Source organism: Pseudomonas sp., assembly GCF_049653025.1.
Lineage (GTDB): Bacteria > Pseudomonadota > Gammaproteobacteria > Pseudomonadales > Pseudomonadaceae > Aquipseudomonas.
Genome location: NZ_JBASFM010000004.1, coordinates 1 through 20,613 on the forward strand (window position 1 = coordinate 1; position 20,613 = coordinate 20,613).

Below are 20,613 nucleotides of genomic sequence, written 5' to 3' on the forward strand. Positions count from 1 at the left end.
GCCAACCGCGTGCACTGGCTGACCCAGGAAGACAACACCCAGGCGCGTCAGCTGTACGATCGCATCGCCAGCCGCTCGGGGTTTATCCAATACCGCCAGTTGTTCAGCTAAGCAGGAGTCCGCCATGCCCAGCACCGACCTGCAACACTGGCAAGCAGCCAGGACGCCGGATGCCGCCGTGTTGCACGGCAGCCGGGTGCGTCTGGAGCGACTCGACCCCGCGCGCCACGGCGGCGACCTCTGGCAGGCCTTGCACGGTGCGGATGCCGACCCGCACATGTGGACCTATATGGGCTACGGGCCGTTTGCCAGTCCCGCTGATTTCACCCAGTGGCTGAACAGCCTCGGCAATCCTGGCGACGCTGTGTTTTACACGGTCATCGCCAACAGCAGCGACCAGGCCCTCGGCCTGCTCAGTTACCTGAATATCTGCCCGGCCCATGGCAGCATCGAGATCGGCCACGTCTGTTTTGGCCATGCCATGCAGCGCAGCACCCTGGCCAGCGAAACCATCTACCTGCTGGCCCGCTACGCCTTCGGACTCGGCAACCGCCGCCTGGAATGGAAATGCGACAACGCCAACCTGCGCTCCAAACGCGCCGCCGAACGCTTCGGTTTCACCTATGAGGGGCTGTTTCGCCAACACCTGATCCGCAAAGGTCGCAACCGCGACACCGCCTGGTTCTCCCTGCTCGACCATGAGTGGCCGGCCCAGCAACGGGCCTTCGAGCGCTGGCTGGCGGCGGACAACTTCACCGAACAAGGCCAGCAGCGCCAGCGCCTGCAAGACCTGCGCGAACACGCCTGAGCAAACAGCGCGGCAACTGACACGTCTTTAAATGGGCTAAAACCCTCTCAGCCGCTGCCTGTCCCCAGGGAGTAAAAATAGGTCCGTAGGAGCGGCTTCAGCCGCGAACTTTGCCTACATTTCCAGCGTGTTCGCGGCTAAAGCCGCTCCTACAAAAGCGCTCTCCCTTATCCAGCGCGGAACAAACACATCCTCAACATTGGCCACATTTATCCCCTACTGGCCATTCCTATCGTTCCCCGCCCGCCGCCACCCGGCCAACAATGCCGGCAGTCCCACGGTGCGAGAACAACAAGATGCTCACCTTCTACAGCGACAACCACCGCCTGCACCACGCCCAGGGCGAGATGCTCAACGGCGAACTGCAACCCTGTTTCGAGATGCCCGCCCGCGCCGACCATGTGCTGGCCCGCGTGCGTCAGCAAGACCTCGGCGAAGTGCGCGAGCCGCTGGATTTCGGCATGGCGCCGATTGCACGCATCCACACCGGCGATTACCTGGAGTTCCTGCAGAAAGCCTGGGCCGGCTGGGCCGCCCAGGGCAACACGGCCGATTTTCTCCCCGGCGTGTTCCCGGCCCGGCACCTGCGCGCCAAGCGCCCGGATGACCTGTACGGCCAGTACGGCTTCCACAGCTTCGACTGCTTCGCGCCAATCACCGCCGGCACCTGGCAGGCGGTGTACACCTCAGCCCAGGTCGCCCTCAGCGCCCAGCAGCAACTGGCGCAAGGCGCACATACGGCCTTTGCCCTGTGCCGTCCGCCAGGACACCACGCCAGCGCCGACGTGATGGGCGGCTACTGCTACCTGAACAATGCGGCGATCACCGCCCAGGCCTTTCTCGACCAGGGCGCCAAGCGCGTGGCCATCCTCGACGTCGACTACCATCACGGCAACGGCACCCAGTCGATCTTCTATGGCCGCGACGATGTGCTGGTGGCCAATATTCACGGCAGCCCGAGCTTCGAGTACCCGCACTTTCTCGGTTATGCCGACGAAACCGGCGAAGGCGCAGGCCTAGGCTGCAACCTCAATTTGCCACTGCCCGCCGGCAGCGCCTGGGACGTGTGGGGCGCGGCACTGGAAACCGTCTGCCAGCGCATCACCGCTTACGGCGCCGAAGTAATCGTGGTGTCGCTCGGCGTCGACACCTACATGAACGACCCGATCTCCAGCTTCAAGCTCGACAGCCCGGACTACCTGCGCATGGGCCAACGCATCGCCGCCCTCGGCAAACCGACCCTGTTCGTCATGGAAGGTGGTTACGCGGTGGCAGAAATCGGCATCAACGCCGTCAACGTACTCGAAGGCTTCCAGGGCGCCTGAGCGCGCCCCTAGATCATCAGGAGAACAACATGCACACGTTCAAGCACATCCTCGGCGCCGCCCTCTGCGGCAGCGCCCTGCTCGGCTCCATGGCTCAGGCCGCAGAGCGCGAGCTGAAGGTCTACAACTGGGCCGATTACATCCTGCCGTCAGTGCCGAAAGACTTTGCCGACAAGACCGGGATCAAACTGACCTGGGACATCTTCGACACCAACGAGTCCCTGGAGGCCAAGCTGCTCACCGGCAACTCCGGCTACGACCTGGTGGTGCCGACCAACACCTTCCTCGAAAACGAGATCAAGGCCGGCGTGTTCCAGCCTCTGGACAAGAGCAAGCTGCCCAACTGGCAGCACCTCAACCCAGAGCTGCTACAACTGATGAGCGCCAACGACCCCGGCAACCAGTACGCCGTGCCCTACATGTACGGCACCGTGCTGATCGGCTTCAACCCGGCCAAGGTCAAGGCCGTGCTCGGTGAGAATGCCCCGGTCGACAGCTGGGACCTGATCTTCAAGGAAGAGAACATCAGCAAGCTCAAGCAGTGTGGCGTAGCCATGCTCGATTCGCCCGGTGAAATTCTGCCGATTGCCCTGCACTACCTGGGCCTGGACCCCAACAGCACCAAGCCTGAGGACTACGAGAAAGCCAGCGCGTTGATGCTGAAAATCCGCCCCTACGTCTCCTACTTCAACTCCGCCAAGTACATGACCGATATCGCCAACGGTGACATCTGCGTGGCCATCGGCTACTCGGGCAGCTTCTACCAGTTCGCCAACCGCGCCAAGGAAGCCGGCAACGGCGTGGTGGTCGACTGGCGTCTACCGAAGGAAGGCGCGCCGCTGTGGTACGACTCCTTCGCCATCCCGAAAAGCGCGCAGAACGTCGCCGAGGCCCATGAATTCCTCAACAACCTGCTCGACCCGAAAGTCGTGGCACCGATCAGCGACTTCCTCGGCTACCCCAACCCGAACAAGGACGGCATGCCACTGGTGGGCGCGGAAATCCGCGACAACCCCGGCCTGACCCCGACCGCCGACGCGCAGAAAACCCTCTACGTGCTGCAACCGCTGCCGCAGAAGATCGAACGCGTACGTACGCGGGTATGGAACACCATCAAGTCAGGCACCTGATCGCCCGCTAGCACCCAGGAAAGCGTTCGGTTTTCCGAATGCAACGCCACTGAATAATCGCCCAGCCGAACGGCTGGGCGTTTTTCATTCTCCACACTTTATAATTTACTGATTAATTTCAATAACTTACGCAATAAATAAAACCCTCGATGGCCTGGCATACATCCTGCTCCCTGTACTGGCAGGAATGCGATAGCTCTTCCAAGCCAGCGGCGCAGCCGCTCATAAGAACAACATCGAGGAACTGATTCATGCGTATTGTCCCCCGTGTACTGAGCGCGGCCATTGCCGCCGCCCTGATCGCCAGCCCGGTATTCGCCACAGAACTGACCGGCACCCTGAAGAAGATCAAAGAATCCGGCACCATCACCCTGGGCCACCGCGACGCCTCCATCCCCTTCTCCTATTTCGGCGACAACCCACAGCAACCCGTGGGCTACTCCCACGACCTGCAGCTGAAAGTGGTTGACGCGATCAAGCAGCAACTGGGCATGCCGGAGCTCAAGGTGCGCTACAACCTGGTCACCTCGCAGACCCGTATTCCGCTGGTGCAGAACGGCACCGTCGACCTGGAGTGCGGCTCCACCACTAACAATATCGAGCGTCAGCGCCAGGTAGACTTCTCCGTCGGCATCTTCGAAGTCGGCACCCGCCTGCTGACCAAGAAGACCTCGGGGGTCAACGACTTCCCTGACCTCAAGGGCAAGAACGTGGTGACCACCGCCGGCACCACCTCCGAGCGCCTGCTGAAAATCATGAACGCCGAGAAAAAGATGGGCATGAACATCATCTCGGCCAAGGACCATGGCGAGTCGTTCCTGATGCTCGAATCCGGCCGCGCGCTGGCCTTTATGATGGACGACGCCCTGCTCTACGGCGAAATGGCCAAGGCCAAGCAGCCGGCTGACTGGGTGGTGGTCGGCGAACCGCAGTCCTACGAGATCTACGGCTGCATGGTGCGCAAGGGCGACGAAGGCTTTAAGCAAGTCGTCGACGGCGCCATCAGCGCGGCGTTCGCCTCGGGTGAGGTCAACGACATCTACGCCAAGTGGTTTATGCAGCCCGTGCCGCCGAAGAACCTCAACCTCAACTTCCCCATGAGCGACGAGCTGAAAAAGCTGATCGCCAACCCGACCGACAAATCTGCCGAGCAGATCTGACCCGGACCTGCCGCGGCTTCACAAGAGCTGCGGCAGCAATCGTAGGGCGAATGCAGTCACCCCACGCGGGTGATACCCGCCCTACGGTTCTTTCTCCTGATGGATACGGGGCACAGCCGCTACCCGCGGCTGGAGCACGCTGCTGCGCGCTCGGCCCCCTCCAACCCAAGCTTTAGCAACACGGGGGTTCACCCGCATGAATTACAACTGGGACTGGGGCATCTTCTTCAAGTCCACCGGCATCGGCAGCGAGATCTACCTGGACTGGTTCCTCACCGGCCTGGGCTGGACCATCGCCATCGCCGTCGTCGGCTGGATCATCGCCCTGGCGCTGGGCTCGCTGCTCGGCGTCATGCGTACGGTGCCGAACCGCTGGATCTCCGGCATCGCCACCGCCTACGTGGAAATCTTCCGCAACGTACCGCTGCTGGTGCAGCTGTTTCTCTGGTACTTCCTGGTGCCGGACCTGCTGCCCGAGCCGCTGGAAATCTGGTTCAAACAGGACTTGAACCCTGCCACCTCGGCTTATCTATCGGTGGTGGTGTGTCTTGGCCTGTTTACCGCCGCGCGGGTCTGCGAGCAGGTGCGCACCGGCATCCAGGCGCTGCCCAAGGGTCAGGCGTCCGCCGCCTACGCCATGGGTTTCAAGCTGCCGCAGATCTACACCTATGTGCTGCTGCCGCAGGCTTACCGAATCATTATTCCGCCGCTCACCAGCGAGTTTCTCAACATCTTTAAGAACTCCTCGGTGGCCTCGCTGATCGGCCTGATGGAGCTGCTGGCACAAACCAAGCAGACCGCCGAGTTCAGCGCCAACCTGTTCGAAGCCTTCACCCTGGCCACGCTGATCTACTTCACCCTGAACATGAGCCTGATGCTGCTGATGCGCCTGGTCGAGAAGAAAGTGGCTGTGCCTGGGCTGATTGCCGTGGGAGCTAAATGATGGATTTCAGTGCAATCATTCCCGCCCTGCCGGGCCTGTGGGATGGCCTGTTGATGACCCTGCAGCTGATGGTCATGGGCGTGTTCGGCGGCGTGGTGCTCGGCACCCTGCTGGCGCTGATGCGCCTGTCGCCTAACGCGCTGCTGGCGAATTTCGCCGCCACCTACGTCAACTATTTCCGCTCGATCCCGCTGCTGCTGGTGATCACCTGGTTCTACTTTGCGGTGCCGTTCCTGCTGCGCTGGATCACCGGCGAAGACACGCCGATTGGGGCCTTCACTTCGTGCCTGGTGGCCTTTGTGATGTTCGAGGCAGCGTACTTCTGCGAAATCGTCCGCGCCGGCATTCAGGCCATTCCCCGTGGCCAGATGGGTGCCGCGCAGGCGCTGGGGATGAACTACGGGCAGAGCATGCGCCTGATCATCCTGCCGCAGGCGTTCCGCAAGATGACCCCGCTGCTGCTGCAGCAGAGCATCATCCTGTTCCAGGATACCTCGCTGGTTTACACCGTCGGCCTGATGGACTTCCTCAACGCCGCCCGTTCGCGTGGCGACATCATCGGCCAGCCCCATGAATTCCTGATCTTCGCCGGTCTGGTGTACTTCCTCATCAGCTTCTCCGCCTCGTTGCTGGTCAAGCATCTGCAAAAAAGGTTAGCCGTATGATTTCGATCAAGAACGTCAACAAGTGGTACGGAAACTTCCAGGTGCTGACCGACTGCAGCACTGAAGTGAAGAAGGGTGAAGTGGTGGTGGTGTGCGGCCCATCGGGCTCTGGCAAATCCACCCTGATCAAGTGCGTCAACGCCCTGGAGCCGTTCCAGAAGGGCGACATCGTGGTCGACGGTACCTCGATTGCCGACCCGAAGACCAACCTGCCCACGCTGCGTTCGCGGGTCGGCATGGTGTTCCAGCACTTCGAGCTGTTCCCGCACCTCTCCATCACCGAGAACCTGACTATCGCGCAGGTCAAGGTGCTCGGCCGCAGCAAGGCCGAAGCCACCGAGAAGGGCCTCAAGCTGCTGGAGCGTGTCGGCCTGTCGGCGCATGCGCACAAGCACCCCGGCCAACTCTCCGGCGGCCAGCAGCAGCGCGTGGCGATTGCCCGCGCGCTGGCGATGGACCCGGTGGTGATGCTGTTCGACGAACCGACCTCGGCGCTCGACCCGGAAATGGTCAACGAGGTGCTGGATGTGATGGTGCAGCTGGCCCAGGAAGGCATGACCATGATGTGCGTAACCCACGAGATGGGCTTTGCGCGCAAGGTCGCCGACCGGGTGATCTTTATGGACGCCGGGCAGATCGTCGAAGACTGCCCCAAGGAAGAGTTCTTCGGCGATGTCAGCGCCCGCTCCGAGCGCGCCCAGCAATTCCTGGCGAAGATCCTACAGCACTAGGGACCAGGCCGCTGAGCGCTTGTGGGAGGCGCTTCAGCGGCGATTGACCGGCCCAGGCTGCAACAGCATCGCGGCTAAAGCCCCTCCCACGGATTGCCCACCCGCAACTACCCAGCCAGGGAGGACTGTGATGCAATGCCCCACCGCCTTTCCTCGCGCCGTGCCGCCTGCCCTGACCGTGAAACCGCGCCTCGCTCGTCTGCTGCTGTTGATTCTATTGCTGCTCCTGCTGGTGCTCGGCTGCGGTTACGCCGGCTATCACCTCAGCGAACGCAGTGGCATCCGTGACCTGGCCGAGAGTGGCGAGCGCCAGCTGGAACTCAACGCCCGCGCGGTGGAAAGCGAGATCACCAAATACACCTACCTGCCCAGTCTGCTGGAGCTGGAATACAACGTCGGCCGCCTGCTGCAGACCCCCACCACCTACCGCCGGCAACTGGTCAACGATTACCTCGAAGGCCTCAACCAGCGCAGCGGCAGCCTGGCCATCTACGTGCTCGACACCAACGGGCGGGTACTGGCCACCAGCAACTGGCGCGAGCCGAGCAGTTACCTCGGAGAAGACCTGTCGTTCCGCGCCTATTTTCAGGATGCCATCGAGGGCAAACCGGGGCGCTTCTACGGCATCGGCAGCACCACCGGCGAGCCCGGTTACTACCTGGCCCATGGCCTGAAAAGCGGCGAGCGGATTATCGGCGTGGCCGTGGTCAAGGTGCGCCTGGACAGCCTGGAGCAGCGTTGGCAGCGCGCCCGCCTGCAAGCCTATGTCAGCGATGAGAACGGCATCATCATCCTTTCCAGCAATCCCAGCCGCCGACTCAAGGCCGTGCGTCAGTTAGGCCCGAACACCCGTGAGCGCCTGGCGCGCAGCCTGCAATACCACTGGTGGGCACTGGAAGAACTGCAGCCGCTGACGCGCCGGACCCTCGGCGATGGCATCGAACAGGTCAGCTTCGCCGCCGACCAGACCGATGAGCCGGACGCCGGGCCGATCACTTACCTGGCGCAGACCCGCCCGTTGGATGACACGCCCTGGCACCTGACCTTGCTCACCCCGCTTCAGGATCAGCGCAGCGCCGCTCTCAGCCACGCCATGCTGGCCGCCGTGGCCTGCGCCCTGCTGATCTTCCTTGGCCTGGCGTTGAACCAGCGGCGCAAGGTAATCGCCACCCGCCTGGCGGCGCGCGAAGCGCTGGAGCAAGCCAATAACGAACTGGAGCGCAAGATCGCCGAACGCACCGCCGACCTGCAGGCCAGCAACCAGCGTCTGCAGGCCGAAGTGCGCGAACGCCAGCAGGCGGAAACCACCCTGCGCCAGGCCCAGGATGAGCTGGTGCAGGCCGGCAAGCTGGCGGTGATCGGGCAGATGTCCACCAGCATCGCCCATGAACTCAACCAACCCTTGGCAGCGCTGCGCACCCTGTCCGGCAATACCGTGCGTTTCCTCCAGCGCGGTGCGTTGGATGTGGCCAGCAGCAACCTGAAAACCATCGGCGAACTGGTCGACCGCATGGGCAAGATCACCGCCAGCCTGCGCGCCTTTGCTCGGCGCAGTGGCGACCAGGGCGAAGCCAGCCTGGACCAGGCGGTGGATGCCGCCCTGCTGCTGTTGCAGGGCCACCCCGGACATGACGCCCTGCAGCTGCACCGCGACTATCCACAGGGCGAGGCGGACGTGCGCCTGGCCATCGAGCAAACGCGCCTGGAACAGATTCTGGTCAACCTGATCGCCAATGCCCTGGATGCCATGAGCGAACAGCCCGACCGTCAGCTCTGGCTCAGCGGCCGCGATGACGGCGAGCGCTACCTGCTGAATGTGCGCGACAACGGCCCCGGTATCGCCGCCGATGTGCGCGAGCACCTGTTCGAACCCTTCTTCACCACCAAGCCCGGCGAGAAAGGCCTCGGCCTGGGCCTGACGCTGTCCGCCAGCCTGGCTGCTGCCGCTGCCGGCAGCCTGACCGTGCAACACCCGGAAAGCGGCGGCACCGCCTTCGAACTCAACCTGCCCAAAGCCGTCATCCGCCAGGAGAACCCGCCCCATGAGTGAGCCGCTGAGCGTTCTGATAGTCGAGGATGACCCCCACGTGCTGCTCGGTTGCCAGCAGGCGCTGGCCCTGGAGGATATTGCCAGCGTCGGCGTGGCCAGCGCCGAGGAAGCCCTGCAACGCATCAGCGCGGACTTTGCCGGCATCGTCATCAGCGACATCCGCCTGCCCGGCATCGACGGCCTGCAACTGCTGACCCGCCTCAAGCAGCGCGACCCCAGCCTGCCGGTGGTGCTGATCACCGGCCACGGCGATATCGACATGGCGGTCAACGCCATGCGTGACGGCGCTTACGACTTTATGGAGAAACCCTTCTCCCCGGAGCGCCTGGTGGATGTGGTACGCCGCGCCCTGGAGCAACGCAGCCTGGCCCGCGAAGTGACGGCCCTGCGCCGCCAGCTGGCCGGTCGCCAGGCCCTGGAACAGCGCCTGATTGGCCATTCCGCCGCCATGCAGCAGCTGCGCGAGTTGATCGCCAACGTCGCCGACACCGGCGCAAATGTGCTGATCGAAGGCGAAACCGGCACCGGCAAGGAATTGGTGGCGCGCTGCCTGCACGACTTCAGCCGGCGTCAGGCCAAGCCCTTCGTCGCACTCAACTGCGGTGGCCTGCCGGAGAATCTGTTCGAAAGCGAGATCTTCGGCCACGAGGCGCATGCCTTTACCGGCGCGAGCAAACGACGGATCGGCAAGATCGAGCACGCCAACGGCGGCACGCTGTTTCTCGACGAGGTCGAGAGCATGCCGCTGAACCTGCAGATCAAGCTGCTGCGGGTGCTGCAGGAGCACAGCCTGGAACGCCTCGGCTCGAACCAGAGCGTGGCGGTGGACTGCCGGGTGATCGCCGCGACCAAGGCCGACCTGGAGCAACAAGGCAAGGCCGGGCAGTTTCGCAGCGACCTCTACTACCGGCTCAACGTGGTGAGCCTGGCGCTGCCACCGCTGCGCGAACGGCGTGAAGACATCGCCCTGCTGTTCGAGCATTTCCTCCAGTTGGCCGCGCTGCGCTTCGACCGGGTCGCCCCCGAACTGGACCGGCAGACCCTGAGCCGCCTGATGAGCCACGACTGGCCAGGCAATGTGCGCGAGCTGCGCAACGTCGCCGAGCGTTTCGCCCTCGGCCTGCCGGTGTTCAAGGGCAGCGAACTGAGCAGCGCCAGCAGCCCGAGCTTCGCCGAGACGGTCGAGGCCTTCGAACGCAACCTGCTCAGCGACACCCTCGGCCGCCACGCCGGCAACCTCAGCCAGGCCGCCCAGGCCCTGGGCATGGCCAAGACCACGCTGTTCGACAAGGTAAAGAAATACGGCCTGCAATAGGCCACGCCGATGGGTTAGGCCTCACCTGCTCCGGTGCCGGCTTCCAGCTTGCGCCACAGCAGGCGCACCGCCGCCTTGCGCACCAGGGCGCAGCGGTACAGGCGGATTTCCAACGGCGCTTGCCACTGCTCATCGCCGCACACCACCAGCTCGCCGCGAGCCAGTTCGGCGGTTACGCTCAACCGTGGCACCCAGGCTACGCCCATGCCCTGCAGGGCCATGCTTTTCAGGCTGTCGGCCATCGCCGTTTCGTACACCGTGGTCGAACGCAGCGCGCGCTGGCGCAGCAGCAGGTTGACCGAGCGACCGAGAAAGGCCCCGGCGCTGTAGGCCAAGAGCGGCACACTCTGCCCGCTGTTGAGGTCGAACAGCGGCTGGCCATCCTCATCGACCGCGCACACCGGCAGCATCTCGGTGCGGCCCAGGTGCAGCGAGGGGAAGATGTCCGGGTCCATCTGCAGTGCGGCATCCGGGTCGTAATAGGCCAGGATCAGGTCGCAAGCGCCTTCGCGCAGCGCATGCACCGCCTCGCCGACGTTGGTCGCCACCAGCCGCGTGTTCAGCGGCAAGCCTTCGCGGCGCAGGCGCGCCATCCATTGCGGAAAGAAGCCCAGGGTCAGCGAGTGCGCGGCGGCAATCTGCAGCACTTCGCCCTGCTGACCTTCGAGGTTATGCAGATGGCGCACCACCTCGCCGAGCTGCTCGACCATGCTGCGGGCGGTGACCAGAAACAGCTGGCCGGATTCGGTCAGCTCCACCGGGGTACAGGCGCGGTTGACCAGGGTCAGGCCGAGCATGTTCTCCAGGCTGCGAATGCGCCGGCTGAACGCTGGCTGGGTGACGAAGCGCTTTTGCGCCGCCTGGGAAAAGCTGCGAGTGGCGGCCAGGGTGACAAAGTCCTCCAGCCATTTGCTTTCCAGATTCATCGGGCCCCCTGGGCAAAACACGTTTGAAATTGTGCACGCGCGACATTTATAGCGAGTCACCGCGACATTATGCCGATTGTGCATACCATAGCCGCTAACAGCATTGGCCGACAAACGGCAGGAGGCCTAGATTATTGGGCATCGCGGCACTAAGCCGTCTTACCCCGAGAACAAGACCATCATGTCCCCTGTTGCATCATCGCGCATCGAAAAAGACCTGCTCGGCACCCTCGAAGTCCCTTCCGAGGCCTATTACGGCATCCAGACCCTGCGAGCCGTGCAGAATTTTCGTCTCTCCGGCGTGACGCTGTCGCATTACCCGAAACTGGTGATCGCCCTGGCGATGGTCAAACAGGCCGCCGCCGACGCCAACCGCGAGCTGGGCCATCTGTCCGCCGCCAAGCACACCGCGATCAGCACTGCCTGCGCCCGCATCATCCAGGGTGAGTTCCACGAGCAGTTCGTGGTCGACATGATCCAGGGCGGTGCCGGCACCTCGACCAACATGAACGCCAACGAGGTGATCGCCAACATCGCCCTCGAGGCCATGGGCCACGAGAAAGGCGAGTACCAGTACCTGCACCCGAACAACGACGTGAACATGGCGCAGTCGACCAACGACGCCTACCCGAGCGCCATCCGCGTCGGCCTGTTGCTGGGCCACGACAGCCTGCTCAATGCCCTCGACAAGCTGATCCAGTCGCTGGCTTCCAAGGGCCTGGAGTTTGGCCACGTGCTGAAGATGGGCCGCACCCAGCTGCAGGACGCCGTGCCGATGACCCTCGGCCAGGAATTCCGCGCCTTCGCCACCACCCTCGGTGAAGACCTGCAGCACCTGAAGATGCTCGCCCCGGCCCTGCTCACCGAAGTCAACCTGGGCGGCACCGCGATCGGCACCGGGATCAACGCCGATCCGAAATATCAGCTGCTGGCGGTCGAGCGCCTGGCGATTATCAGCGGTCACCCGGTCAAGCCGGCGGCTGACCTGATCGAAGCCACCTCGGACATGGGCGCCTTCGTGCTGTTCTCCGGCATGCTCAAGCGCACCGCGGTCAAGCTGTCGAAGATGTGCAACGACCTGCGCCTGCTCTCCAGCGGCCCACGTACCGGCATCAATGAAATCAACCTGCCGGCGCGTCAGCCGGGCAGCTCGATCATGCCGGGCAAGGTCAATCCGGTGATCCCGGAAGCAGTCAACCAGGTGGCCTTCGAAGTGATCGGCAACGACCTGGCCCTGACCCTCGCCGCCGAAGCCGGCCAGCTGCAGCTGAACGTGATGGAGCCGCTGATCGCCTACAAGATCCTCGACTCGATCCGCCTGCTGACCCGCGCCATGGATATGCTGCGCGAGCTGTGCATCGACGGCATCAGCGCCAACGAGCAGCGCTGCCGCGAGCTGATGGAAAACTCCATCGGCCTGATCACCGCACTCAACCCCTATATCGGCTACGAGAACGCCACGCGCATCGCCAAGGTGGCGCTGGAAACCGGCCGCGGCGTGCTGGAGCTGGTGCGTGAAGAGAAGCTGCTGGACGACGCCACCCTGGCCGACATCCTCCGCCCGGAGAACATGATCGCCCCGCGCCTGGTGCCGCTGACCTTGTAATTAAAGAACCTGTTTACGATCTCGCGAGCTAGAGCCCTGCAAGGCACTACGTAGTAACAGCCTCCGGCTGGTCAAACGGCGAGGAAGCGGAGTTTACGTACTGTAAATGAGCGTTCCGAGCCTGTTTTTAACGCAGCAGGGCCGACGCGCAGCAGATCGTAAGCAGGTTCTGATACATCGACCAGGAGGCCCCCCGCCTCCTTTCCTTCAGGGATGGCTGCGGCCATCCCTTTTTTTGCCTGGGGTAAACGCTGCCCTGCACACGCGATAAATCGTCAAATTGCAGTCAACAGGCTGTAACAGCGCAACCCCATAGTGCGCCGCACCTTAATTATAAGAACGGCGGTATTTATGCCTTTTGCCACTGCACGGTTTCGCCCACTCCCTCTGGTCCTGGCCTTGCAGGCTGCCATCTGTGGCGTCAGCCAGGCGGCTGATTTCAACGTCGGCAGCGGCAGCACCGATACCACGGCGAAGACCCTGACCAGCGGCAACACCGGCAGCGTGGCCAGCGGCGGCACCCTGCAGGCGGGTGGCAGCGCCACCAATATCAGCATCACCGGCACCAGCGGCAGCGTGACCCTGAATAACCAGGGCAACATCGCCAACAGCGGCACCGGCCGGGCGGTCGACAACAACACCGACGGCGTTGCCATCGTTATCAACAACGACGGCAGCATCTCGACGGTGAACGGCGACGCCATACGCCTGAACAAGGCCAACTCGTCGCTGATCGTCAACAACAACGGCAGCATCGCCGTCACCGGCAGCGGCACCAGCGGTGGCCAGGCCCTCGACCTGCGCGGGGCCAACGGCACCGGCAGCAAGGTGATCAACAACGGCTCGGCCAGCAACAGCAGCGCGCGCATCGAATCGAGCAACGACGATGCACTGCGCCCGGGCAGTAACACCACCATCAATAACTACGGCAGCATCACCAGCACCGGCGTGGTTAACACCAAATGCCCGGACAACTTGAAGAGCCGTTGTGAACCCGCCAGCGGCGGCAAAGCCGCGAGCGCGAATGATGCGATCGACTCCGAGAAGGCCGTCACCGTAAACAACTGGGGTAGCATTGTCGGCCCGCGCCACGGCCTGACCTCGGATGCCGGCGTGACCCTGAGCAACTACGCCAGCGGCCAGATCATCGGCCACAACGGCTCCGGCGTCGGCAGCGATGGTGTCGGCTCGGTGATCAACCACGGTCTGATCAGCGGCCGCTACGCTGGCGCAGGGAACGCCTTCGACCACTTCGGCGACGGCACCACCAGCAACAATGGCGACGGTGACGGCGTCGATATCGACGGCATCGCCAGCATCAGCAACTACGGCCGCATCGAAGGCCTGGGCGCGGGCGGCGTCGACTCCGGCGGCTACCCGAACGGGGCGGATGGCATCGCGGCCGGCGGCGGCACGATCACTAACCATGCCGGCGCGTCGGTCTTCGGCCAATCCAAGGGCATCCTGATCGACGACGGGGCCAACGGCAGCGCGGTTGCCAGCGGGCGCGGCACAGCGACCGCCGTGGGCGGCGCGGCGAGCATCAGCAACGCCGGCAGCATTATCGGCGCTAACAGCACCGCCATCGGCCTGGTCGGCGACTTTGCCGACAGCCTCAGCAACCTCAGTGGCGGGGTGATTCGCGGCGGCCTGCACTCCATGCGCGTCGACCAGCTCGGCAGCAGCAGCGCCGCCGCCGCGGTGCAGATGGGTGCGGGCAACGACAGCCTGAGCAACCAGGGCCTGATCGAGGGCCTCAATGGCCTCGCCGTGGACCTGGGGACGGGCGACGACCAGCTAACAGTGCTCAGCGGCGGCCGCTTTATCGGCCTGGTGGACGGCGGTGCCGGTCACGACAGCCTGTCCCTCGAAGGTGCCCTGGGCGGCAGCTTCGGCAATAGCCAGAACCTGGAAACCCTGGAAGTGCGCAGCGGTGCCTGGACAGTCAGCAGCACGGATTTCAGCGCCGGTGGCGCGGTGCTCAGCGGTGCCGAGCTGATCAACCAGGGCGCAATTGGCGGCACCCTACGGGTCAACTCCGGCGGCACCTACAGCGGTGGCGGTCGCCTGCACAACCTGCAACTGGACGCCGGCTCGACCCTGGCCTTCGCCGTGGCCGCCAATGGCAACCACAGCCCGGTACTGGCCGATGGCACGGCGCAGATTGGCGGCGCGCACCTGGCGATTCGCGCCGGGGCCGGCGACCACTCGCTGCAACGCGAATACCGCGTATTGAGTGCCAGCAGCGTCAGTGGCGAGTTCGCCAGCGTCAGCAGCAACTTCGCCTTCCTCACCCCGACCCTGCGCTACAGCGCAGGTGCCGTGGACCTGGAGCTGAAACGCAACGACGTCAGCCTGGCCTCGGTAGCCAACAGCAGCAGCGCCGCCAATGTCGCCGGGCAGATTGACGAGAGCAGCAGCCCGGCGCTGTACAACGCACTGATCACCAGCAACAGCGCCACCGCCAGCCAGGCCCTGGAACAATTGGCCGGTTCCGCCAACGCCAGCATGGCCAGCGCCACCCTGGCCGGGGCCAGCCAGGTCGGCGGCGCCATGCAGGGCGCGATGGCCCAGCTCGGTGGTTTCAGTAACAGCCTGCAAGCCTCGATCTTGCGCGAGGATGGCCCGCAACTGGTGGCCACCGGCGTGCCCAGCAGCGCGCGCAACCTGCATGACCCGCAAGCCGCCGGCCGTCTCTGGGTGCAAGGCCTCGGCAGCCATGGCCGGGTCGATGGCGAGGACGGCGGCAGCGACGTCACCCAGGACAGCCTCGGCAGCCTGCTGGGGGCCGACTGGGCACTGAATCCGGAGTGGCGTCTGGGCCTGCTCGGCGGCTATTCGCGCGCCGACGTGGATGCCGGCAACGGTGCCTCCGGGGATATCGACAGCCTGCACCTCGGTGCCTATGCCCTGCGCCAGAGCGGCCCACTGGCCCTGCGCCTGGGCGCGGCGTACAGCCGGCATGACGGCCAGAGCAAACGCCGGGTCGAGTTCAACGGTTTCAGCGATACCCCGCGCGGTGACTACGATGCCGACAGCCAGCAGGCCTTCGCCGAGCTGGGCTACCAGCTCGCCAGCGGCCCCCTGCTCGCGGAACCCTTCGCCAACCTCGGCTACCAGCGCTACAGCCGCAATGCCTACAACGAAAAAGGCGGCACGGCCGCGCTCAGTGTGGAGTCGCAGGAGCAGGACAACCTCAGCAGCACCTTCGGCGTGCGCGTCGCCCACCTGGGCCAGCTCGGCAACGGCATGAGCGTCACCCCGCGCATGAGCCTCGGCTGGCGGCATACCTTCGGCGACCTCGACAGCAGCACCCAGCAGGCCTTCCTCTCCGGTGGCAGCGCCTTCAGCGCCACCGGCAGCGCCATGGACCGCAACAGCCTGCTGCTGGAAGCCGGCGTCGATGTCGGCATCAGTGCGACGCAGAGCCTCGGCCTGGGCTATAGCGGCGAGCTGGGCGACAACGCGCAGAACCATGGCCTGATCGCGCAGTGGCAACTGGGGTTCTAATGGGCCGGGCGGGGCCGCTATAGCCGCCAGGTCTGGCGCAGTGCCTGCAAGGCCTCGGCGATGCGCGCCTCCGGTACTGCGGCGAAGCCCAGCACCAGCCCGGCGCGCTGGTCTTCGGCTTCGCTACTGTCGGCCAGCCAGTAGCCGCTAAGGGCGGTCATCTCCACCCCGACCTCGGCCGCGGCCGCGACCAGCTCGCGCTCGCGCGCCAGGCTGTCGACCCGTACGCACAGGTGCAGGCCGGCCTCCACCACCGGCAACGGCGCGCAGCCGGGAATGTTTGGCGGCCAGCCGGCCAACAGGGCATCGCGGCGACTGCGGGCGGCGCTGCGCATGCGTCTGATATGCCGCTGGAAGTAGCCGGCGGCAATAAATTCGGCCATCACCGCCTGGCTGCCGATCTCCGAGTGGCGCATATCCAGGGCGCGGCGACGGGCGAAGGACTCGACCAGGGCCGGCGGCAGCACCAGATAACCCAGGCGCAGCGCCGGGAAGGCGATCTTGCAGAAGGTGCCGACGTAGAGCACCCGGCCCTGGCGGTCGAGGGCGGCCAGTGGGGCCAGGGGCGTGCCGCTGTAGCGGTACTCGCCGTCATAGTCGTCCTCGACTATCCAGCTGTCGTGGCGCTCGGCCCAATCCAGCAGCTCCAGGCGCCGCGCCAGCGACAGGGTGACGCCCGTCGGGTACTGGTGCGAAGGCGTGACATAGGCCAGGCGGCAATCTCCGGCGCGCTCCAGCGCCGCCGTGTCCAACCCCTCGCCATCCACGCCGATACCCAGCAGCTGCGCGCCGGCCACGGCGAAGGCATGGCCGGCGGCGCGATAACCGGGGTTCTCGATGGCCACCCGGTCACCCGCCTCGACCAACAGTTGTGCACACAGGCTGATGGCCTGCTGCGCGCCGCAGGTCACCAGGATCTGCGCCGGATCGCAGTGCAGGCCGCGGCTGTTGCGCAGGTAGGCGGCGATCAGCTCGCGCAGCTGCGCGTCGCCGGCCGGGTCGCCATAGCCCAGGCGCGCCGCCGAGGGCTTGCGCCAGAAGCGCGCATTGAGCCGCGCCCAGGTCTCGAAGGGAAACAGGTCGAAGGCCGGCACGCCGACACGAAAGGCCCGCGGCGCGCCTTCCAGTGGCTCGACCAGATGGTGCCGCGCCAGAAGCTGCATGGCCTGGCTGCTAGGTGCCAGGGTCGCGGCGGCAGGCGGCGCGCGCACCACCCCAGCCAGCTCGGCGACATAGGTGCCGGCCCCGACGCGGCCCTCCACATAGCCCTCGGCATACAACTGGTCGAAGGCGCGGGTCACGGTATTGCGGGAAATCCCCAGCAGAGCGGCGAGGTCGCGACTGGCCGGCAGCCGGGTGCCGCCTGCCAGGCGGCCATCGAGAATGCGCTCGCGCAGGGCCTGGTACAGCTGGCGCGCCAGGCCCTGGGCCGGGTCGAGGTGGATACCGGAGAGGTCGACGGGGAGCGGCGCAGGCAGCGGCATGGATTGGCCCTATAAAAGTCGCAAGAAGTGGATCTTACAACAGACCAATCTTCTGCCTAGCATGGCCCCATCACGCCAGACCCCGTTTCGGAGAAGCCGCCATGTATAGCCCCACCGCCTTCCGCCAGGACGACCTCACCGAGTTGCATCGGCAGATCCTCGACTGCCGCCTGGCCACTGTGGTCAGCCAGGGCGCGAGCGGCCTGCAGGCCAGCCACCTGCCGCTGCTGCTGGAGCCTGGCGAAGGCCAGTACGGCACCCTCTACGGTCACTTCGCCCGGGCCAATCCGCAGTGGCGCGACCTGGCGGGCGGTGCCGAGGCGCTGGTGATCTTCCAGGGCCCCGAGGCCTATATCAGCCCCAGCTGGTACCCGGCCAAGGCCGAGCACGCCAAGGTGGTACCGACCTGGAACTATATCGCCGTGCATGCCCAAGGCCGCGCCGAAGTATTCGAGGATGGCGAGCGCCTGCTGCAGCTGGTCAGCCGTCTGAGCGACCGCCATGAGGCCGGCCGCCCACAGCCCTGGGCTGTCAGCGAGGCACCCCGCGACTACATTGACAGCATGCTGCGCGCCATCGTCGGCTTCGCCCTGCCCATCGAGCGCCTGCAAGGTAAATGGAAACTCGGACAGAACCGCAGCGCCGCCGACCAGGCTGGCGTGCGCGAAGGCCTGGCCACCAGCCTTGATCCCCGCGACCGCGAGTTGGCCGCGCGGATAAACCAATCTCACTAAACCAAGGAAGACCCCATGAGCATCGAAATCCGCCCCGTCACCCATGCCGACCACGCTGCCTGGCTGCCGCTCTGGCAGGGCTATCTGGACTTCTACCAGAGCGAACTGCCCGCTGCGGTCAGCGCCATGACCTGGCAGCGCTTTCTCGACCCGAGCGAGCCGACCCATGCCGCCCTGGCCTGGCACGACGGTCAGGCCCTGGGCCTGGTGCAATGGATCTTCCACCGCTCCAACTGGCTGGTGGAACACAGCTGCTACCTGCAGGACCTGTTCGTCAGCCCCGGCCTGCGTGGCACTGGCGTCGGCCGACTGCTGATCGAACACGTCTACGCTCAGGCCCGGGAGGCCGGTGCCGCAAAGGTGCACTGGCTGACCCACGAGAGCAATAGCACCGCCATGCAGCTCTACGACCGCATCGCCGAGCGCCCCGGCTTTGTCCAGTACCGCAAGACTTTCTAAGAACCGGCTCACGATCTCGCGAGCTAGAGCCATACAAGGCAAAAACAGGCGAGGAAGCGGAGTTTACGAGCTGTAAATGAGCATTCCGAGCCTGTTTTTAACGCTGTAGGGCCGACGCGCAGCAGATCGTGAATTGGTTAGGAGCCCGCCATGACCGTTCATGACCTGTCCAACTGGCAGCCCCGCCCTGCCCCGCAACGCGAGCCCCTAGCGGGCCGCTTTGTGCGCCTGGAACCGCTGGATAGCGCGCAGCATGGCGACGACCTGTGGGCAGCCCTGCAGGGGCCGGACCCGGCGCTATGGGACTATCTGCCCTATGGCCCCTTCGCCAGTCGCGAACCCTTCGACGCCTGGCTGGTCGGCAATGCGCAAAGCGCCGACCCACTGTTCTTTAGCGTGATCGATCTGCCCAGCCAGCGCGCCGTTGGCCTGCTCAGCTATCTGCGCATCACGCCCAAGGATGGCTGCATCGAGATTGGCCATATCGCCTTCGGCCGGGCCATGCAGCGCACGCCGGGCTCCACCGAGGCGGTCTGGCTGCTGGCCCGGCACGCCTTCGACGACCTCGGCTACCGCCGCCTGGAATGGAAGTGCAACGCGCTCAACGCCCGCTCGATGCGCGCCGCCGAGCGCTTGGGTTTCAGCCATGAGGGGCTGTTTCGCCAGCATATGCTGGTCAAGGGGCAGAACCGCGACACCGCCTGGTTCGCCATCATCGACGGCGAATGGCCGGCGCGCCGCGAAGCGTTCAAGCGCTGGCTGGCGACGGACAACTTCGATGCCGAGGGACTGCAGAAGCAGCGTCTGGAAGATTTGCGCCAATAGGCCGGCGGTTTATTCGATCTCGAACAGGCCGTTCTTTAGCGGTGCCACCGCCAGGCGCAGGCGCACGTCGTCGTCGATGCGGGGGTCGTCCGGGCGGTACAGGCGCACCTGGCGATAGGCGCTGATGCGGTTGATCTCGCTGCCCAGGTATTCCCACACCACCCGGGTGCAGGCCGGGCTACGGCGGTCACCACTGGAGACGCCGGTCTTCAGGCCGTTGAGGCGGGTGATGCGACTCTTGTAGCTGGGGATGAGGATGGTCTGGCTCATCTCGTTGAGGGTCAGCGATTCGTAGTCCATCAGAAACAGCCGGTCCTGCAGCTGGAACGCAGCCCCCAGGTAGCGGCAGCGCACCCAGTCCTCGCCCTGCACGTCGGCGCTGGCGGAGCGCTCCTGGCGCTCCTGACGCTCGAACAGGAAGTCGCCGTCTTCCTCCCACAGATGCACCAGCGACAGCAGCACCGTGCCCGGCACCGACATGCAGTTGGAGTACTCGAAGTAGTAACCGCAGTAGCGCGACAGGTTGCCGGCATGTGCGCGCAGCGGTTTGAGCAGCTCCATCAGCGCGTCGCTGCGCGCACCGGAAACCTGGCCCGGCGCGCGCGCGCCGATCAGGTCGGCAAACTGCTCCTCGGGCAGGCTCAGCTCATACGCCTCGACACCGAAGAAATCGCAGATACGCTTGAGGTTGTAAGCCGTCGGGCGGCTCTGCCCACTGAGGTATTTATTGAACTGGGCGCGATTGATCGCCAGCTTGCGGCAAACCTCGGCGATTGACCGGTAATGACCGCACAACAGCTTTAGATTGAGGCCTAGATGGTCGGACATGGCGGCTTTCCTAGTGATGCGAGCGGCGCGATTCTAGCATCAACTCGCATCAGTTCGCCGCCACCCGCGAAATTGCACCACAGGCGCGTCTGCTCAACCATGCCGGGGCCGCAC

At 64.9% G+C, this 20,613-nt stretch carries 17 protein-coding genes and 1 pseudogene; 15 read left to right on the forward strand and 3 right to left on the reverse strand.

All coding sequences use genetic code 11. The features are described from left to right. The 10 genes and pseudogenes from WBK23_RS01370 to WBK23_RS01415 all read left to right on the forward strand — a co-directional run. Positions 1-111: pseudogene (locus WBK23_RS01370) on the forward strand (GNAT family N-acetyltransferase); the annotation flags it as partial. Positions 112-124: 13 nt separating this feature from the next. After that, positions 125-808 (forward strand): GNAT family N-acetyltransferase, encoded by a 684-nt coding sequence (locus WBK23_RS01375; RefSeq protein ID WP_424482199.1) that lies wholly within the window; start codon positions 125-127, stop codon positions 806-808. 296 nt (positions 809-1,104) lie between these two features. Beyond that, positions 1,105-2,133, forward strand: coding sequence for a histone deacetylase family protein (locus tag WBK23_RS01380; RefSeq protein ID WP_424482200.1), 1,029 nt, complete (start codon positions 1,105-1,107; stop codon positions 2,131-2,133). Positions 2,134-2,162: 29 nt separating this feature from the next. Next, positions 2,163-3,263: a polyamine ABC transporter substrate-binding protein gene (locus tag WBK23_RS01385; RefSeq protein ID WP_424482201.1), complete on the forward strand. Its 1,101-nt coding sequence runs from the start codon at positions 2,163-2,165 to the stop codon at positions 3,261-3,263. A 251-nt stretch (positions 3,264-3,514) separates the two neighbouring features. Then, the gene (locus WBK23_RS01390) at positions 3,515-4,423 is read left to right on the forward strand and encodes a glutamate/aspartate ABC transporter substrate-binding protein (RefSeq protein WP_424482202.1); all 909 of its coding nucleotides are present in this window, start codon (positions 3,515-3,517) and stop codon (positions 4,421-4,423) included. Positions 4,424-4,619: 196 nt separating this feature from the next. Next, positions 4,620-5,366 (forward strand): amino acid ABC transporter permease, encoded by a 747-nt coding sequence (locus WBK23_RS01395; RefSeq protein WP_424482203.1) that lies wholly within the window; start codon positions 4,620-4,622, stop codon positions 5,364-5,366. Then, positions 5,363-6,031, forward strand: coding sequence for an amino acid ABC transporter permease (locus WBK23_RS01400; RefSeq protein ID WP_424482204.1), 669 nt, complete (start codon positions 5,363-5,365; stop codon positions 6,029-6,031). Before WBK23_RS01395 ends, WBK23_RS01400 begins: the two co-directional genes overlap by 4 nt. Further along, entirely contained in the window at positions 6,028-6,762 is a 735-nt protein-coding gene (locus WBK23_RS01405) for an amino acid ABC transporter ATP-binding protein (protein WP_424482205.1), read from the forward strand. The genes WBK23_RS01400 and WBK23_RS01405 overlap by 4 nt, the downstream gene beginning before the upstream one ends. Before the next feature lie 130 nt (positions 6,763-6,892). After that, positions 6,893-8,812, forward strand: a complete 1,920-nt coding sequence (locus WBK23_RS01410) for a sensor histidine kinase (RefSeq protein ID WP_424482206.1) — start codon at positions 6,893-6,895, stop codon at positions 8,810-8,812. After that, positions 8,805-10,127 carry a sigma-54-dependent transcriptional regulator gene (locus WBK23_RS01415; protein WP_424482207.1) on the forward strand — a complete coding sequence of 441 codons (1,323 nt, stop codon included), beginning with the start codon at positions 8,805-8,807 and terminating at the stop codon, positions 10,125-10,127. Before WBK23_RS01410 ends, WBK23_RS01415 begins: the two co-directional genes overlap by 8 nt. A gap of 14 nt (positions 10,128-10,141) precedes the next feature. On the opposite strand, the gene WBK23_RS01420 is transcribed toward WBK23_RS01415, so the two are convergent. Then, a complete protein-coding gene (locus tag WBK23_RS01420) occupies positions 10,142-11,053 on the reverse strand; it encodes a LysR substrate-binding domain-containing protein (protein ID WP_424482208.1) in 912 nt (303 codons plus the stop codon). 181 nt (positions 11,054-11,234) lie between these two features. Between WBK23_RS01420 and WBK23_RS01425 the strand changes: the two genes are divergently transcribed. After that, a complete protein-coding gene (locus WBK23_RS01425; RefSeq protein ID WP_424482209.1) occupies positions 11,235-12,659 on the forward strand; it encodes an aspartate ammonia-lyase in 1,425 nt (474 codons plus the stop codon). A 351-nt stretch (positions 12,660-13,010) separates the two neighbouring features. Continuing rightward, entirely contained in the window at positions 13,011-16,169 is a 3,159-nt protein-coding gene (locus WBK23_RS01430) for an autotransporter outer membrane beta-barrel domain-containing protein (RefSeq protein WP_424482210.1), read from the forward strand. Positions 16,170-16,186: 17 nt separating this feature from the next. Here WBK23_RS01430 and WBK23_RS01435 read toward each other — a convergent pair whose 3' ends face one another. Beyond that, complete coding sequence (locus tag WBK23_RS01435; protein WP_424482211.1) at positions 16,187-17,653, reverse strand: PLP-dependent aminotransferase family protein; 1,467 nt, start codon at positions 17,651-17,653, stop codon at positions 16,187-16,189. Positions 17,654-17,754: 101 nt separating this feature from the next. Between WBK23_RS01435 and WBK23_RS01440 the strand changes: the two genes are divergently transcribed. The 3 genes from WBK23_RS01440 to WBK23_RS01450 all read left to right on the forward strand — a co-directional run bounded on the left by WBK23_RS01440 (position 17,755) and on the right by WBK23_RS01450 (position 19,671). Beyond that, the gene (locus tag WBK23_RS01440) at positions 17,755-18,387 is read left to right on the forward strand and encodes an FMN-binding negative transcriptional regulator (protein ID WP_424482212.1); all 633 of its coding nucleotides are present in this window, start codon (positions 17,755-17,757) and stop codon (positions 18,385-18,387) included. A gap of 15 nt (positions 18,388-18,402) precedes the next feature. Continuing rightward, positions 18,403-18,846 carry an N-acetyltransferase family protein gene (locus WBK23_RS01445; protein ID WP_424482213.1) on the forward strand — a complete coding sequence of 148 codons (444 nt, stop codon included), beginning with the start codon at positions 18,403-18,405 and terminating at the stop codon, positions 18,844-18,846. Between the two features lie 150 nt (positions 18,847-18,996). Next, entirely contained in the window at positions 18,997-19,671 is a 675-nt protein-coding gene (locus WBK23_RS01450) for a GNAT family N-acetyltransferase (protein WP_424482214.1), read from the forward strand. A 9-nt stretch (positions 19,672-19,680) separates the two neighbouring features. Here WBK23_RS01450 and WBK23_RS01455 read toward each other — a convergent pair whose 3' ends face one another. Next, complete coding sequence (locus WBK23_RS01455) at positions 19,681-20,499, reverse strand: helix-turn-helix domain-containing protein (RefSeq protein WP_424482215.1); 819 nt, start codon at positions 20,497-20,499, stop codon at positions 19,681-19,683. Positions 20,500-20,613 lie beyond the last annotated feature (114 nt).

Bases quoted from the DNA above. Each gene is read 5' to 3' on its own strand.
- WBK23_RS01375 (WP_424482199.1), top strand. From the start codon at position 125: ATGCCCAGCACCGACCTGCAACACTGGCAAGCAGCCAGGACGCCGGAT.
- WBK23_RS01380 (WP_424482200.1), top strand. From the start codon at position 1,105: ATGCTCACCTTCTACAGCGACAACCACCGCCTGCACCACGCCCAGGGC.
- WBK23_RS01385 (WP_424482201.1), top strand. From the start codon at position 2,163: ATGCACACGTTCAAGCACATCCTCGGCGCCGCCCTCTGCGGCAGCGCC.
- WBK23_RS01390 (WP_424482202.1), top strand. From the start codon at position 3,515: ATGCGTATTGTCCCCCGTGTACTGAGCGCGGCCATTGCCGCCGCCCTG.
- WBK23_RS01395 (WP_424482203.1), top strand. From the start codon at position 4,620: ATGAATTACAACTGGGACTGGGGCATCTTCTTCAAGTCCACCGGCATC.
- WBK23_RS01400 (WP_424482204.1), top strand. From the start codon at position 5,363: ATGATGGATTTCAGTGCAATCATTCCCGCCCTGCCGGGCCTGTGGGAT.
- WBK23_RS01405 (WP_424482205.1), top strand. From the start codon at position 6,028: ATGATTTCGATCAAGAACGTCAACAAGTGGTACGGAAACTTCCAGGTG.
- WBK23_RS01410 (WP_424482206.1), top strand. From the start codon at position 6,893: ATGCAATGCCCCACCGCCTTTCCTCGCGCCGTGCCGCCTGCCCTGACC.
- WBK23_RS01415 (WP_424482207.1), top strand. From the start codon at position 8,805: ATGAGTGAGCCGCTGAGCGTTCTGATAGTCGAGGATGACCCCCACGTG.
- WBK23_RS01420 (WP_424482208.1), bottom strand. From the start codon at position 11,053: ATGAATCTGGAAAGCAAATGGCTGGAGGACTTTGTCACCCTGGCCGCC.
- WBK23_RS01425 (WP_424482209.1), top strand. From the start codon at position 11,235: ATGTCCCCTGTTGCATCATCGCGCATCGAAAAAGACCTGCTCGGCACC.
- WBK23_RS01430 (WP_424482210.1), top strand. From the start codon at position 13,011: ATGCCTTTTGCCACTGCACGGTTTCGCCCACTCCCTCTGGTCCTGGCC.
- WBK23_RS01435 (WP_424482211.1), bottom strand. From the start codon at position 17,653: ATGCCGCTGCCTGCGCCGCTCCCCGTCGACCTCTCCGGTATCCACCTC.
- WBK23_RS01440 (WP_424482212.1), top strand. From the start codon at position 17,755: ATGTATAGCCCCACCGCCTTCCGCCAGGACGACCTCACCGAGTTGCAT.
- WBK23_RS01445 (WP_424482213.1), top strand. From the start codon at position 18,403: ATGAGCATCGAAATCCGCCCCGTCACCCATGCCGACCACGCTGCCTGG.
- WBK23_RS01450 (WP_424482214.1), top strand. From the start codon at position 18,997: ATGACCGTTCATGACCTGTCCAACTGGCAGCCCCGCCCTGCCCCGCAA.
- WBK23_RS01455 (WP_424482215.1), bottom strand. From the start codon at position 20,499: ATGTCCGACCATCTAGGCCTCAATCTAAAGCTGTTGTGCGGTCATTAC.